Origin of the sequence: Streptococcus suis (assembly GCF_002964575.1) — a bacterium.
GTDB lineage: Bacteria > Bacillota > Bacilli > Lactobacillales > Streptococcaceae > Streptococcus > Streptococcus suis_R.
Window position 1 is genome coordinate 13,678 of the sequence record NZ_POQQ01000060.1, and the last position, 14,671, is coordinate 28,348.

Consider the following 14,671-nt stretch of genomic DNA (forward strand, 5'->3'; position numbering starts at 1 on the left):
TACATATCCAATTTGTATTCAAAGATGGATTACCTCAACCATCCATCTTAGTATCAATAAAATAATTGAGTGATATATTCGACTACGGGATTACATTGGAAATCTTGACGACTAATCCTGCTAAAGTAGTTAAAATTCCTCCAAAACCTAAAGCTCATAAAAAACGTGTGATGGTATTGCATGATGAAGATTTAGCAAAATGGTTACAATTCCTTAATAGTCTTCAAAATACACGTGCTAATCGCCGTTTTAAAACGATTTGTAACACATTACTAGCATCTGCCTTACGAATTAATGAACTACTTGCTCTTGATATTGATGATTTACTGTTTGATACAAATGAGATTCAAGTCAATAAAACATTAATGTGGAAGGCTAGGAATAAAAAATTAGGGATTAAAGGTGAGGTTGTCTGTAAGCAAACACCGAAAACTGATGCTAGCAATCGGAATGTCTCCGTCCCTAGACAGGTTCTTGAGGAGCTCCGAGAATTTCATCTGGAAATGAACGCATATTTCACCAAGAAAGGGCTACCAGAAAGTTCGTTAATTTTTCCAACCATCTACGGGAATTATATGTGTGATAGGAACGAGCGTACAACTTTAGAAAAAAGATTAGAATCAATCAACTTACCTAAGTATGGATTTCATCTCTTTCGGCATACACATGCTTCATTGATGTTGAATGCAGGAGCAAATTGGAAGGAATTACAGACACGTTTAGGGCACAAATCAATATCTACAACAATGGATACTTACGCTGAACTAGCTCCTAAAAAAATTCAAAACGCTGTGAACATCTTTACTCAAAAAATGAAAGAACTGACAGCTTAATTACATCACTACCCTTGTCACTACCTTTTACAAAAATGATCGTCACAATTTTTCGAAAATCCTTATTATAAAAGGATTTTCAACAACTGGGATAAGATAATATTTAACCTTCACTGAGGTGAAATAATTAAATTGAAAAAGCACTTGAAACCAATGATTTCAGGTGCTTTTTGCTTGGTGTGACTGGTTTTGAAAGAAAAACAGTTGTTCTAATGAAATAGTCAAATTTTTATCAAACCATCTGAATAAAGCCATACAATCTATACATTTTTCTCTACACTTTTTCATTCAAAAACAAATAGATGACAAAGTCAAGCTCATCGACTTCCGTTCACTATCTCCACAAATCGATGGGTAAACTGGGCGGTCATTCCCCAGATATTTTCTGGTAGATTTTCATAAAAGGGGACGGAGCGTTTGTGATGACTGAAAGGATAGTCAACCCCACCTCTCAAGCGTTCAAAGGGAAAGTCACAATCTGGGACAATCTGTGAATCCAGTTGATAATAGACAGGGGCCGTTTTCAGCAAGGTTTCCAGTGGAACTGTAAAGAATCGAGCCACTTCATCATTTGGTTGAAGGGTCTGCCAGTCCAGGTCTAGTCGACCGACAAAGCAACGAATGGTTGACTGGGCAAAGACCAAATAATCAATTTCTCCCAATAGCTCAACTTGTTCAGCTTGAATACCTAGCTCCTCTATTACCTCTCGAATGGCGGCTTCTTCTGCTGTCTCGCCAGCCTCAATCCTGCCACCTGGAAAAGATACCTCTCCTGGCTGGGAAATAAACTCACTCCGAATCTCATATAGGACCTGCCACTGATTGTCTGACCATACTAAAGGCAGGAAGACTGCATAAGATCGTTTTTGACCCAAGGGCTGGGGCTGATAATCTTTCAATAATGCCTGTAATTGATCAGTCATAACAACTCCTTACTAGTTAGTGATTTGTATCCATTTTAACGATTTTTTTAACATCTGGCAAGAACTTTGTTTCGATAAAAAAACTGAGAAGTTTCCTTCCCAGTTTAGTCCTTTATTTTCCTTTTAACATCCCCATAATGCCACGAGTTACCACGCGCCCAACTTCCCGTCCGACCTGGCTCATCAGGTTCTTGGTAAAGCGGTCCATCATGGAATCTGTTTTGCGACTGGCTGGCTGACTGGCTCTTTGAGCTGCTTTTGCCGCTTCTTTCTGAGCTTTTTCTTCCATTTTTGCAGCTTCTTTAGCTTCTTTTTCTGCCCGCTTTTCCGCCTCGGCCTGCTCTGCTTTTTTGATGAGTTCAGCTTCTTTAGCCTCTGTCATGGCTAAAATCTGCTCATGGGCAGATTCACGGTTGACCGCGTCAGCATATTTTTCCATCAAAGGAGAATTATTGATGACAGACAAGAGGGCACTCGGCTCCACTGTTCCAAGCATACTCTTCGGTGGGTAAATCAAAACCCGATCCGCAAAGCTTGGTGTGCCGTCTGCTTGAAGGGTAGACACAACCGCTTCCCCCACCTGCAACTCCTGAATGACCTTAGCCAAATCCTCCCCACCTTCTTGACGGAAGGTTTCGGCGACAGTCGCAACTGTTTTGAGCTCTTTTGGTGTAAAGGCGCGAAGACCGTGTTGGATGCGATTTCCCAACTGAGCTGCCACGCTATCAGGAATATCCGTCGGATTCTGGGTGACAAAGAAGACACCTACACCTTTTGAACGAATCAAACGAACAATCAATTCAATCTTTTCAAGAAGAACTTTTGGAGCGTCCTTGAAGAGAACATGGGCCTCGTCAAAGAAGAAGACCATCTTAGGCTTGTCCAAATCCCCCACCTCAGGCAGCACTTCATAGAGTTCTGACAAAAGGCTGAGCAGGACTGTCGAATAAAGAGTTGGTTGATTGAACAACTCAGTAGCTTGGAGGACGTTAATAACCCCACGACCATCTTCTGCCGTACGCATCAAGTCAGCAATGTCAAGGCTTGGCTCACCGAAGAAAATCTTACCACCTTGTTGCTCCAAAACAACCAGGCTACGCAAGATGGCGCCAACCGAACGAGCTGGAATATTTCCATAATATTGGCTCAGCTCTGCTGCATTTTCAACCACAAAATTGAGCATGGCCCGCAGGTCCATCAGGTCAATCAGAAGAAGCCCACGCTCATCTGCCACACTGAAAACGATATTCAAGATGGACTCCTGAGTATCATTCAAGCCCAGTAAGCGTGTCAATAAGACAGGTCCCAGCTCTGAAATGGTCATGCGGACAGGTGTACCATTTTCACCCAAGACATCCCACAACTCCACAGGATAGCCAACTGGGCTATAATCAGGATAGTGAGTCTTCTCCAGACGACTAGGGTCAATCTCCTTGGTATTGGCCGCAACCAAGCTATTCAAGTCCCCCTTGATATCTGATAGGAAGACAGGAATGCCCGCATCACTCAACTGCTCCGCCAAAACCTTCAAGGTCACCGTCTTCCCTGTACCTGTCGCACCTGCGATGATTCCATGACGATTGAGTCGCTTGAGCTGCATCTCCGCTCGACTACTTCCATAGCCAAAAGCAATAACATCTGACATATACTTGCCTCTTTTCCGATTTTTTCTAGCTTTATTGTAGCATAATTTTTAGGAAAATAGCAGAGCAGACAACTTATTTTCTCCTGTGAAAGAAACTATAAAAATGAAAATCTAATGGACAATTTTTATGATTTTTGAACAGATGTTGGCTTATGATAAATTGATAACGGTTACTTGAGTTTTTTACCGAAAAACACTTACATTTTTAGTTGTTTTCTGTTATACTCTTTTATTGTGAGAACATTATCAAATATGATTATATAAAGGGGATTATTATGGCAGCACAACAAGACTCGCTGATTTATAATATCGACAAAAGTATCAAGAAAAAAGCTGACTTGATCGAAAGCAACTACTTTGCCTACGCCATCCGTGCCACCATGGCGAGTGTCTATTTGGCAATCGGTTTGGCTATCTCAGTTTATACAGCTGATAAGCTCAATCATATTGTTGAAGGCTTAGGAAAATTCAGTTACGCTTTGATGTTCGGTTGGTGCTTGGTCATGATTTTGTATATGAATGCTGAGCTTGGTACATCAAACATGATGTATATGACATCTGCCGTTCACCGCAAGGTCATCCCTACAAAGACTGCCTTGAAAATCTTAGCAACATGTATTTTCTTCAACTTTGTCGGTGCGGTTATAGTCTGCTTCCTCTTGTCACTAACATTGCCATATCAGCATATTGACCCACACAGCTACTTGTTAGAAGCAACCGTTGCTAAATTAGCTAAGACACCATTGACCCAATTTGTAGAAGGTATCTTCGCTAACATCGTTGTAAATATTGCAGTATTTGTTACTATGCGTATGAAAGACGATGCTGGACGTGTTATTTCATTGATCTTTATCATCTTCATCTTCGCCTTCTTAGGCTTTGAGCACGTTATCGCTAACTTCTCAACCTTCTCCCTTGCCTTCTTTGCAAATGGTGGGCCAGTTGAAGGAATGAATCTATTGAGCGTCTTGAGCAACTTCCTCTTCTCAGGTTTAGGAAACTATGTTGGCGGTGGTCTCTTAATCGGTCTTCTCTATAGCTGGTTGAGCGATAAATCAAAACTTTACGTTGACTAATATAACGATTTACGGTTGGACTTCCAACCGTATTTTTTTACTTTTTTTGCACAAATATTGTTGACAAAATATGTATTTAGGTGTATATTTTATATATACTAAGATTTGATATATAACAAATATACAAATATGCCAAATCTGAACCTACGTACACAACCATCAAGGAAAGGAGTGTCCTATGCATTTTCCAGTCCCCGCAGTGCTGACGGAATTTCTCATCATGGCTATTTTAGAATCCGATGATTCTTACGGCTACGAAATCTGTCAGACCATCAAACTGATTGCCAACATCAAGGAGTCAGCCCTCTATCCTATCTTGAAAAAGCTAGAGCAGAATGACTTTTTGACCACCTACTCCCAAGAATACCAAGGTCGGATGCGCAAGTATTACAGCCTGACCCAGCTGGGCCATGAAGAACTGGTTCGGCTCAAAGATGATTGGGATACCTATACAACAACCATCAATGGTATTATAGAAGGGAGCGTCCGCCATGACAAGAACTGAGTACATGGAGCAGTTAGAAAAACACTTGAAGAAACTGCCCCACAAGGAATACTTCGAAGCCATCAACTTCTTCAATGAATACTTCGACGAGGCTGGCCCAGAGCATGAAGCTGAGATTATCGAAGAACTAGGATCTCCAAAGGAAGCTGCCAGCGAACTCATTAACAACATCCTCAATAAGCAAATTCAAGAGGATAAGGAAAGCAAGGAACCGCTCCAGCTCACTTGGAAACACTGGGCTGGCCTAGGAGCCTTGAGTATGATGGGATTCTTCTCCTTCTTCCTACTCTTTATTATGGGCGAATTTATCGGCTTCATCCCCCTCTTTGCGACCCTCATTCTTGGTGCATTTTTCCTCGGTCGCTACTTCCGTAATTTTAGCCAGACCAAACGAACACTCTGGTTAGCTATCCTTGCAGTCATTTCCCTGCCTATCGCCATTCCACTCTTGCTCATTCTCCTAGCTAGCCTATTGGGATTGGTGGTCCTTATCCTAGCCCTCATTGTCGGTGCCTTTGTTTTGGGTGTCGGACTTCTCACCAGCGGTGGCTATCTGATTTGGGAAGCCTTTAGCCTGATGTCTGAAGGATTTAACATCTTCCTCATGGGCTTTGGCTCAGGATTGTCACTGATTGGTGGCGCCATTCTTATCTACATCTTGACTGGATTTTTTGCCTACTGGTCTTGGCGCTTGGTCAAGGCTTGCTTCAAATGGATCTTGAAACGAGGTAAACGAGCATGAAAAAGAAACTAACCATGGCCATTATTATCGGCTTTGTCAGCCTGATTACAGGCTTAATTCTAGCTGGAATTGGATTTTTTACTGGGGGCATCACTCGTTTGGAAGAGGTAGCTATTCCAAAAGAAATTCACAAGACTTACACCGACCTGAATAGCATCAATATTGACTTTATCCCCCATAGCGTCTCTATCAAAGAGTCTAGCGATAACAACTACCATGTGACCTATGCTAATTCTGACAACAATATGCAGTCTCCGCTCACCCTTTCTGAAAAGGATGGCGCATTAACCCTTTCTGCTCAACGACGAGAGTTTAAAATCGAAGGAATTATGCAGTTTTTCGGGGAACTTTTAGCTCAGGGAAAAGTAGATGTTAGCCTGGTTACCATTGAAATTCCAAAAGGAAAGACCTTGAATAAATTGGAAGGTCATACTATCGATTTCTATTACGGCAGTAACTTCACCATAGAGAATGTTCATATCAAAGAAATCAATCTGGAAGGTAATATCGATCTGACCAATAGCCATATCGACAGCGGTACGCTGAATACCCACTTCTTTCATATCACCAATTCTAGTCTGAAAAATCTTGACATTTCCATCAATGATTCCAGTCTTCGCCTTTCTAAAACCAGTCTGGAAAATGTGAACATTGAGAATTACTACGACTTGTCCGCTTCGCAAATCACTCTAAAAGGAAACAATGTCTTCACCCCTACCAAGACCAATTCCTACAATCACACAAGACTTGACTTGACCGAGCAAAGCCTACAAGACATCAATCTCACTATCAGCACACAGTTAGACCTAATGGCATTGGCTCAAGAGCAGGGCTACTACGCAGAAAATGAGAGAGAGCTGGAAGAAATGATGGGGGACCTGACCCATCTCGAGAAGAGATTTGAAACCATGGGTATTTACACCAGCGGAGTCTATGAAAAGCTTCCTATAAAAAAAGAAGACCATAAACAAAGTCTGACCTTAGAGAACAAAAATAGTAAGAACAGCCTGACCATCGAGGCAATCAATGCGACTATTAACTTTGGCTTCTTAGAATAGAAGATAGTAAAACCAACTGTTCACATGGAGCAGTTGGTTTTATTATTATTCATCTTTTTGATTATAAATCAAGAGACCTAATCCCATGAAGCCTACTAAGAAGAGGCTCAGCATCCAAACTTGATGACTACTATTTCCAACCATTGAAATGGTTTGGCGAAGGCCTGAAACCGAATAGGTCATTGGAAGATAGGGCTGGATGACTTGGAAGAAGCGTGGGCTAAGTTCGATTGGGTAGGTACCTGCGCTTGATCCAAGCTCTAGTAACAAGAGAATTAAGCTGGCAAAGGATCCGAAACGATCGTTCCACCCCACCAGGGCTGTAACGAGGGCCATGAAGGTCCAAGAGGCTAAGAGGATTAATCCCAAGGTTGCCATAGGATGAGCTGGATCGATTCCAATCAAGCGAAGAACACCGTACAGAATCACTGCTGCTAGGCTGGCTATCGTACCATTCAGTAACAATTTCCCTTTAGCCCAATCCCAACGATTCTTGTAGGAACGATTATCAAGATGTTTAACGAAAATAACATTCGCTGATAAGGCTACAACCATCAGTGCGACTGATACCATATAAGGAGCCATTCCGACACCGTTGGTCTTCACATCATCTTGGTCGCTGTGTTCCAAGGTGACTGGTTGAGAAACTGCTTGTGCATTTTTGTCTTCTACAGAGATGACTGATAGTTGTTGACTGGCTGAGCTGAGTGAATTTGTTAGGGTTTCACTACCTGTACGAAGACTGGAAATACCGCTTGTCAAGGTTTGACCGCCACTAGCTAATTGATCCGCACCAGCAATCAATTGCTGACTACCAGAAGCCAGTTGTCCTGAACCGCTGACAAGTTGACTGGAGTTGGATGCCAAGATTGCCAATCCTGATGTTAACTGGCTACCTCCTGATTGGATGCTACTATTATTCGCAACCAACTGAGCTCCACCCTCTGCTAATTGGGCAACACCTGCGGTATAGGCTGTCACCCCTGACATAAGCTGACTAGCTCCACTTGATAATTGTGTTTGAAGTTGACTCACACCACTCGTCAAGGCTTGAGTTCCTGGTAGAACTTGCTGGTTCAAGGCGGTATTGACCTGACTCAAGCCACTTGATAGGTTTTCAATGGCTGTTGTAGCACCTGGCAATGCTTGATTGGCAGCCGTGTTGATCTGACCGACAGCTGATTGTAGCTGGCTCATTTGTGTTGCCATACCAGAAAGACTTTGTAAGCCTGATAAAGCTTGACTGAGTTGAGACAATTGCCCCAAAATCGTTTGGGCTGCTGTCATTGTTGTCGAAGGTGAGTTTTGAAGGGCACCAACCAATTCAGCTTGCTGATCAGCTGTCAAGTTTTGATAGGTAGCCGTTGCTTGCAAGGCTGCAATGCTGGCTGTTTTATCAGCTTGGGCTGCAGTCAACAATCCTTGAGCTTGAGCCCCCATCTCTGTCAAGAGGCTAGATAGAGTAGAGGTATCTACTGCAAGTCCTCCGATACTTGATAGGCTATCATTTAATTGATTGATGGCCGCTTGCAACTGAGGAAGCCCTGTCAATAAGGCCTGTATTTGACTAGACTGTTCAGCAGACAAACTAGTTGAACCAGCGAGTTGCTCCAAGCCTGCCTGCAATTGATTGGCTCCTGTTACCAGTTGTTCAACCTGACTTGCTCCTGTTTGCAATTGTCCCACCCCAGCGATGAGCTGAGAGGAATTGGCATTTAATTGCTCTGCACCTGAAGCAAGACTCGCTACCCCATTTGTGTAGGTTGTTAAGCCACTGGAAAGTGTTTGACTTCCTGAAGCAGCCTGATTGACTCCATCTGTATAAGACACAATTCCAGTAGCCAATTGGTTTGCTCCTGTCACCAGTGATTGACCTGATGAAGATAAGGTAGATAGACCTGATGACAGGGTTTGACTGCCAGATTCCAATTGACTAGCTCCATCTGTCAATTGTTGACTTCCATCTGCTGCCTCAACCATACCAGATTGAATCTCTCCCATGCTGTCAAAAACAGCCGAGGTGTATGTTTCAGTAATCGTCTCTGAAACAGACGCTTTCAATTTTTCCATGGCTGATTCGCCCATCTTAGAAGCGACAAAGCTGTGACCTTTAGAGGTTTGGTAAGAAATTGTTAGTGGTTTAGGCTGATCCGTCAAGAGACTGGAGGCTTTTTCCGATAAATCTTCTGGTATGGTAATGACCATGTAATAGTCCCCTTCTTCCAAACCTTTTTCCGCATCTTTTTCTGATACAAAGTGGAAATCCAGGCTCTTGCTCTCTTTCATATTATCCACCATATCATCACCAATGGTGAGGGTTTTATCTTGAAAGCTCGCCGACTGGTCTTGATTGACAACTGCCACAGGCAACTGGTCTAGTCGCCCGTAAGGGTCCCACATAGAGGTTAGGAAACTAATGTTATATAAAGCTGGGACACAGGCAACACCGAGAATGGTAATCAAGGTCATTGGTTTTTTGAAAAAATTCTTTACTTTTTCCGACATAAGAACCTCCTTTAGACATCCTATCCAAAAACTGATAAAATATATTATACAAGTATCATTTTTAAAATCAAGTAATAAGAATCATTTTTTGGACAATGTGTCTAAAAATGTTTAAAAGGAGCAAAATGGGAACAGATAATCGGAAAGAACGGACACGACAGGCTATTTTAGAAGCAATGGTAACCTGCCTAGAAACTCAAGGGTTTAACGAAAATACAACCACCCACCTCGCTCAAACAGCAGGAATTAGTCGCTCTAGTTTTTATACCCATTATAAGGATAAATATGAATTGATTGACTCCTATCAACAGGGACTTTTTCACAAATTAGAGGCTATATTTGACCGTTATGATGGCAATCGCCAATCATCATTTTTAGAAATTTTCGAATTGCTCTATCGTGAAAAATTACTCTCAGCCCTACTGACTCATAATGGCACACAAGAAATCCAAAATTTCCTTATCAACAAAGTTAGATTATTGATCGCAAACGATTTGGCTGAGCGTTTGGGAAAAGAAGATTTATCACCACTTGAAAAAGAATACAGCAGCATCTATTTTTCGCATGCCTTCTTCGGTATCATGCAGGTTTGGATAAAAAATGGAAAGCAAGAATCTCCTCAATATATGACCGATTTTCTAATAAAAATGTTACCGTAATCATTATTTTCTACCTTCACCCCCTTAAGAAATATGGTATAATAGTCTTATCGTGCAAACGTTTTCTTAAAGGAGATGATGAAATGATTCAAGCTGAACATCTATCAAAAACCTATTCCATCATAGATAAGGAAGTCGGTCTCAAAGGTTCTATAAAGGCTTTTTTCAAACCCAAGAAAAAGAAAATTCCTGCCGTCCAAGACATTTCCTTGCAGGTCAAAAAAGGCGAAATCATCGGCTATATCGGCTCCAATGGTTCCGGTAAATCTACAACTATCAAAATGCTGACTGGGGTCCTCTATCCAGACAAGGGCTCCGTCCGAATAAACAGACTCAATCCGCAAGAAAATCGCAAGGCTGTCAATAAGCAAATCGGCGTACTCTTTGGACAAAAATCCCATTTGGATTGGAACTTGCCTGTCCAGGAATCTTTTATCCTTCACGCAAAAATTTATGATGTTCCAGATAAGGTATTCAAAGAGCGATTGGCTGTCTTGATTGACCTACTGGACTTGGCTGATATTATGAAGCAACCAATCCGTAATCTGTCACTTGGCCAACGGGTTCGCTGTGAATTTGCGGCTATCTTTATCCACCAGCCTGCCGTTGTCTTTTTGGACGAGCCAACCATCGGTTTGGATGCCAGCGTCAAGGAGACCATTCGCTCCTTCATCCGCTATATGAATCAGCAATACCAGACCACTTTTTTGATTACTTCCCATGATATGAAGGACATCGAGAGCCTCTGTGAGCGGATTTTTATCATTGATAAGGGCAAAAAGGTCTACGATGGTTCTCTGACCGTCCTCAAAGAACGCTTTTCCACAGTGAAGACCATTCTCTTTTCCACAGAAAAGCCGATTGAAAAAGACTTGCAACTAGAAGGCTGGGAATTTGAACGAATAGATGACTTTCATTTTGAAATCCACTACCAAAGTAAGTTTTGGACCAGTGCCCAGGTGATTGAGCAAATCTTTAATCATTATTCGGTTGAAGATGTCACCATGAAGGAATTGGAAATTGAAACCATGGTCCGCCAAATTTATGAGGAGGGTATCCATGCGTAAATATTTCTACATGACCCGCCTGACCATGATGAATGCTCTGCAATACAAGGCCTTCTTTCTAGCAACCTTCGTTTCACTGGCAGTGAAAATCTTGGTGGCTCTCTATGTCTGGAAGACCATTTTCTTTACCCAGTCAGAAGTCAATGGCTTTACCCTGCAAACCTTTACTACATATATCATCTTTGCTAATCTACTAGCCAGTTTAAATTCTTTCTCACTCGGAGAAGATTTGTCCTACAGCATTTTAAAAGGAAGTATTGCGGGGGAATTTCTCAGACCCTATTCCTTTATCCTAGCCCTCTTTTTTAAAGACCTTGGAAATAAGCTCTTGGAGCTGATAAAATTTGCTATCGTATTTATCGGTATTCTACTTGTTCATCAAGATTTCTACCTGCCTGATGGCCAGACCATTTTGCTCTTTCTAGTCAGTTCGATTCTAGGGATGTTTATCGTTCAATTGCTGGATATGGCTTTTGGCTTCTTAGCATTTTTTACGGTCAATGCCTGGGGAGTTATGCTCCTACGGATGGGGCTTTTCAATCTGGCTTCTGGAGCACTCTTGCCACTCAGTTTTTATCCACAGTCTGTGGAAAACTTTTTAAAACTCCTTCCCTATAATTATGCGGTTAACGTTCCTGTTTCCATTTTACTAGGTCAGGAAAGTGATCTAAGAGCTTTGGGATTCCAAGTTCTCTGGATACCATTCCTCGCTCTCTTCATCGCTGCTCTTTGGTCTCAGGCCAAGCGTCGTATTGTCATTTTTGGAGGTTAACATGAAGAAATATATCAGCCTCTATCTATACAACATCAAGGTCTACATGATGGCCCAGATGTCCTTTCGGGTGGACTTCTTCATCGGGCTTTTCTCCTCGTTGATTGAACAAATTGTCTACCTGATTTTCCTCAACATTCTCTTTGGAAATATCAAGGAAATCGCTGGTTTCAACTACGGTCAAATGCTTTTTATCTATGGAATAGCCACCGTCGGACGCTCCATTCACTTGATTTTCTTTGACAATCTCTGGATGTTTGGCAGTCGCTATATTCGACAAGGCGAATTTGAACGCCTCCTCCTCATGCCTGTCAATCCTCTTTTTCAGCTTATCTGTGAACGAATCCAGCCACAAGGAATCGGAACAACCCTCATTGGTTCCCTCGCACTAGCCCAAGCTTCCAAGGAACTGGGTATGGAATGGAGTCTTGGAAAACTAGCCTTACTAATCTTTATTGCCATTTGTATCGGCCTACTCTATGCAGCTATTCAGCTGGGACCAACTGCTTTAGCATTTTGGATTGTAGAATCATTTCCTTTGACTATGGGAATTTTCGCCCTCAATCAGATGGCTCAATACCCGCTTAATATCTATCCAAAAATCATTCAAATCCTACTGATTTTTGTTTTCCCTTATGCTTTTACAGCTTATTTCCCAGCCCTCTACTTCTTAGACCTGTCTATGTGGGGACTGGCTCTGCCACTGGTTGTCCTGGTCTTATTTACCATCAATTATAAGCTCTTCCGCTATGGTATGACCAAGTTCACCAGCGTTGGAAATTAATACTCAATGAAAATCAAAAACAGACTAGCTCCAAAGGTTTGGGGAACCTTTGGAGGTTGGAGATAGGCGAACATAGTTCGTTTCTACTTATACAGATAGAACCCTGTTACTATTTTATTTCAAGGTAACAGGCTGAAAGGCTCCACTGGAGCCTTTCACTCATCAAATCAAGTCAACAACGTCTGCTTTTGATTTTCGAAGAGTAGAAAAAAGCTAGCATCCTCTGGACGGAAAGTTCTAGCTTTTTTCTATATACTTATAAAATATGTTCTTCAATCACCTGAAGCACACCTGCTTCCAAATGGCTTGGAGCCATGTATTTGGCAACCGCCTTGACCTTGTCCGTCGCATTTTCCATGGCATAGGAATAACCTACATAGTTTAACATCTCGATATCATTGTCCGAATCACCGAAGGCCATTACCTGTTCAGGTTCGATATCCAAACTAGTCAAAACCTGTTCCAAGCCCCAGGCCTTGTGAATACCCTGCGGCAAGATATCAATAGAGCCATAGCCACTGGTAACAGCCACCAGCTGACCTTTAAAAGCTTGATTAAAGCCTTCCGTTATCGACTCCACACGCGCCTCAGGAACCCAGAGACCAACCTTATAAATCGGCTCAGAAATAGGATAGGTACTGAGGTCGTCTAAATAGGTCACACGGCTCTGGAAAGCAGCCATCTGTGTCGGTTCAATCGGCAAATCCGTTCCCTCAAAAGGCACTCCAGCTCCATCCTGCATATAAATGTTCTTCTCCGTAGACAGCATTAGGCGGACCTCTGCCCAACGGCCTTGGAAAAACTCTAAAACTGCTTTGATTTCTCCTTGTTGAATGGACCGACGAATCACTGTTTTACCAGCTTGATAGACATGGGAACCATTATCCGCTACAAAAATCAGTCGTTGCTCAAATCCTTTAAAGAGTTGAAGTAGCCTAGCTATTCCATTGCCACTGGCGATGACAAATGGAATACTTTTTTCCTCCAGTCTATCCAAAATCCGCGAAAATCGCTCTCTATCAAAACTGCCCTGACCATCTAAGAAGGTCCCGTCCATATCTGTTGCTATCAGCTTTATCATACAATCTAACCTTTTCCCTTTCAAGGGGGTGCAAAAACCAAGTAGGGTGTGCATCAAAAATCCCAGTATAATTTCTTTTATTATACCACACAGTTAATATGAAACATAATACCCAAAAATGAAGAGAGGCTTTTTAATGCTACCGAAGTCTGTTCCTTTGGCACTGCCATTAGAGGCATTGAAATGCAATTCAGTAATTGAGTCGTATCCCTTACCAATACTAGTAATACTCCGATAATCATAAACATTTTGTTCGGTAATAAAATCAATCTGTTGTCCACTGTACTTAGACATTAATTTGGCTAACTCTCGAACCTTTCCTGCTTCTGCGATGCTTAGTTTGGCATTCACTGCTCCAGGATCATAGCCTGTTCGCCCTTGTCCATGACCACAAATGACTAGATGTTCTTTCTACCAGAAAGACTAGACAAAAAACGGATCACAACCTAAAATGGTCATGAACCGTTTCTTATTCATTTTCTTTGTAGGCTTTTTCCAACTCAGTAAGCTCCAAACAAAATTCTTTTGTCCTCTCATTTATCTGTGGCTTATTTTTTCCTTCCACCTTAACAGAACGAATGATGGCACATCTTGATTTTATGCTGTCTTTCCTTGGACGTAAGAAATTTAATTCATTCATCAGCAAATCAAAATATTTCGGGTCTGTCATTTTTACACCATCCATATTTAATAGCTTTCTATACTTCGAAGGTACTGGTAACATATTATTGAGCATCAAGGTGGCGATTTGATTATTATTGTCATCATAAATTGGCATCATTACATAGGAAGAACGTTTTTTCTGGGAACTTAAAGGAACAAAGTAGTCAATGCCGTCAATCGACAACATCACTCCAATATACGGTCTTGATTTCCCTTTACGACCAATAAATTCTTTATTATGCGGAACTCTTCCATCAATCTGACGGAGTATATTCAGATAATTAGTATCAATTTGATAAAATTTCATTTCATGCATAGTTGATATTACACTCACTTACAAAAAATAGGGTTGCCCGTC

The 14,671-nt window shown here is 41.8% G+C and carries 13 protein-coding genes and 2 pseudogenes; 9 read left to right on the top strand and 6 right to left on the bottom strand.

Annotation, left to right across the window (positions count from 1 at the left end; translation table 11 throughout):
* Positions 1–65 precede the first annotated feature (65 nt).
* Positions 66–833, top strand: a pseudogene (locus tag C1E58_RS08680) (tyrosine-type recombinase/integrase); the annotation flags it as partial.
* Between the two features lie 317 nt (positions 834–1,150).
* Here the strand turns inward: C1E58_RS08680 and C1E58_RS08685 are convergent.
* On the bottom strand, positions 1,151–1,756 hold the full coding sequence (locus tag C1E58_RS08685; RefSeq protein WP_105210069.1) for an NUDIX hydrolase: 606 nt from the start codon (positions 1,754–1,756) through the stop codon (positions 1,151–1,153).
* A gap of 112 nt (positions 1,757–1,868) precedes the next feature.
* Positions 1,869–3,401: a helicase HerA-like domain-containing protein gene (locus C1E58_RS08690; protein ID WP_105210070.1), complete on the bottom strand. Its 1,533-nt coding sequence runs from the start codon at positions 3,399–3,401 to the stop codon at positions 1,869–1,871.
* A gap of 275 nt (positions 3,402–3,676) precedes the next feature.
* Here C1E58_RS08690 and C1E58_RS08695 point away from each other — a divergent pair, with 275 nt between their 5' ends.
* The 4 genes from C1E58_RS08695 (at position 3,677) to C1E58_RS08710 (ending at position 6,782) form a co-directional block, all read left to right on the top strand.
* A complete protein-coding gene (locus C1E58_RS08695; protein WP_105210071.1) occupies positions 3,677–4,477 on the top strand; it encodes a formate/nitrite transporter family protein in 801 nt (266 codons plus the stop codon).
* A gap of 178 nt (positions 4,478–4,655) precedes the next feature.
* Positions 4,656–4,982, top strand: a complete 327-nt coding sequence (locus C1E58_RS08700; protein WP_105108268.1) for a PadR family transcriptional regulator — start codon at positions 4,656–4,658, stop codon at positions 4,980–4,982.
* Positions 4,969–5,724 carry a DUF1700 domain-containing protein gene (locus C1E58_RS08705; protein WP_105210072.1) on the top strand — a complete coding sequence of 252 codons (756 nt, stop codon included), beginning with the start codon at positions 4,969–4,971 and terminating at the stop codon, positions 5,722–5,724. Before C1E58_RS08700 ends, C1E58_RS08705 begins: the two co-directional genes overlap by 14 nt.
* Positions 5,721–6,782: a DUF4097 family beta strand repeat-containing protein gene (locus C1E58_RS08710; RefSeq protein ID WP_105210073.1), complete on the top strand. Its 1,062-nt coding sequence runs from the start codon at positions 5,721–5,723 to the stop codon at positions 6,780–6,782. Before C1E58_RS08705 ends, C1E58_RS08710 begins: the two co-directional genes overlap by 4 nt.
* Positions 6,783–6,827: 45 nt before the next feature.
* On the opposite strand, the gene C1E58_RS08715 is transcribed toward C1E58_RS08710, so the two are convergent.
* Entirely contained in the window at positions 6,828–9,287 is a 2,460-nt protein-coding gene (locus tag C1E58_RS08715) for a YhgE/Pip domain-containing protein (RefSeq protein WP_105210074.1), read from the bottom strand.
* A 125-nt stretch (positions 9,288–9,412) separates the two neighbouring features.
* Between C1E58_RS08715 and C1E58_RS08720 the strand changes: the two genes are divergently transcribed.
* The 4 genes from C1E58_RS08720 to C1E58_RS08735 all read left to right on the top strand — a co-directional run bounded on the left by C1E58_RS08720 (position 9,413) and on the right by C1E58_RS08735 (position 12,569).
* Positions 9,413–9,946, top strand: coding sequence for a TetR/AcrR family transcriptional regulator (locus tag C1E58_RS08720; RefSeq protein ID WP_105210075.1), 534 nt, complete (start codon positions 9,413–9,415; stop codon positions 9,944–9,946).
* A gap of 83 nt (positions 9,947–10,029) precedes the next feature.
* Complete coding sequence (locus C1E58_RS08725; protein ID WP_105210076.1) at positions 10,030–11,013, top strand: ABC transporter ATP-binding protein; 984 nt, start codon at positions 10,030–10,032, stop codon at positions 11,011–11,013.
* A complete protein-coding gene (locus C1E58_RS08730) occupies positions 11,006–11,785 on the top strand; it encodes an ABC transporter permease (protein WP_105210077.1) in 780 nt (259 codons plus the stop codon). Before C1E58_RS08725 ends, C1E58_RS08730 begins: the two co-directional genes overlap by 8 nt.
* 1 nt (position 11,786) lies before the next feature.
* Positions 11,787–12,569 carry an ABC transporter permease gene (locus tag C1E58_RS08735; RefSeq protein WP_024402009.1) on the top strand — a complete coding sequence of 261 codons (783 nt, stop codon included), beginning with the start codon at positions 11,787–11,789 and terminating at the stop codon, positions 12,567–12,569.
* 256 nt (positions 12,570–12,825) lie between these two features.
* Here C1E58_RS08735 and C1E58_RS08740 read toward each other — a convergent pair whose 3' ends face one another.
* The 3 genes and pseudogenes from C1E58_RS08740 to C1E58_RS08750 all read right to left on the bottom strand — a co-directional run bounded on the left by C1E58_RS08740 (position 12,826) and on the right by C1E58_RS08750 (position 14,629).
* Entirely contained in the window at positions 12,826–13,650 is an 825-nt protein-coding gene (locus tag C1E58_RS08740) for a Cof-type HAD-IIB family hydrolase (protein WP_105210078.1), read from the bottom strand.
* Between the two features lie 147 nt (positions 13,651–13,797).
* Positions 13,798–14,046: pseudogene (locus C1E58_RS08745) on the bottom strand (peptidoglycan-binding protein LysM); the annotation flags it as partial.
* Between the two features lie 73 nt (positions 14,047–14,119).
* Complete coding sequence (locus tag C1E58_RS08750; RefSeq protein ID WP_105210079.1) at positions 14,120–14,629, bottom strand: type III toxin-antitoxin system ToxN/AbiQ family toxin; 510 nt, start codon at positions 14,627–14,629, stop codon at positions 14,120–14,122.
* Between the last annotated feature and the right edge of the window lie 42 nt (positions 14,630–14,671).

Bases quoted from the DNA above. Each gene is read 5' to 3' on its own strand.
- C1E58_RS08685 (WP_105210069.1), bottom strand. From the start codon at position 1,756: ATGACTGATCAATTACAGGCATTATTGAAAGATTATCAGCCCCAGCCC.
- C1E58_RS08690 (WP_105210070.1), bottom strand. From the start codon at position 3,401: ATGTCAGATGTTATTGCTTTTGGCTATGGAAGTAGTCGAGCGGAGATG.
- C1E58_RS08695 (WP_105210071.1), top strand. From the start codon at position 3,677: ATGGCAGCACAACAAGACTCGCTGATTTATAATATCGACAAAAGTATC.
- C1E58_RS08700 (WP_105108268.1), top strand. From the start codon at position 4,656: ATGCATTTTCCAGTCCCCGCAGTGCTGACGGAATTTCTCATCATGGCT.
- C1E58_RS08705 (WP_105210072.1), top strand. From the start codon at position 4,969: ATGACAAGAACTGAGTACATGGAGCAGTTAGAAAAACACTTGAAGAAA.
- C1E58_RS08710 (WP_105210073.1), top strand. From the start codon at position 5,721: ATGAAAAAGAAACTAACCATGGCCATTATTATCGGCTTTGTCAGCCTG.
- C1E58_RS08715 (WP_105210074.1), bottom strand. From the start codon at position 9,287: ATGTCGGAAAAAGTAAAGAATTTTTTCAAAAAACCAATGACCTTGATT.
- C1E58_RS08720 (WP_105210075.1), top strand. From the start codon at position 9,413: ATGGGAACAGATAATCGGAAAGAACGGACACGACAGGCTATTTTAGAA.
- C1E58_RS08725 (WP_105210076.1), top strand. From the start codon at position 10,030: ATGATTCAAGCTGAACATCTATCAAAAACCTATTCCATCATAGATAAG.
- C1E58_RS08730 (WP_105210077.1), top strand. From the start codon at position 11,006: ATGCGTAAATATTTCTACATGACCCGCCTGACCATGATGAATGCTCTG.
- C1E58_RS08735 (WP_024402009.1), top strand. From the start codon at position 11,787: ATGAAGAAATATATCAGCCTCTATCTATACAACATCAAGGTCTACATG.
- C1E58_RS08740 (WP_105210078.1), bottom strand. From the start codon at position 13,650: ATGATAAAGCTGATAGCAACAGATATGGACGGGACCTTCTTAGATGGT.
- C1E58_RS08750 (WP_105210079.1), bottom strand. From the start codon at position 14,629: ATGCATGAAATGAAATTTTATCAAATTGATACTAATTATCTGAATATA.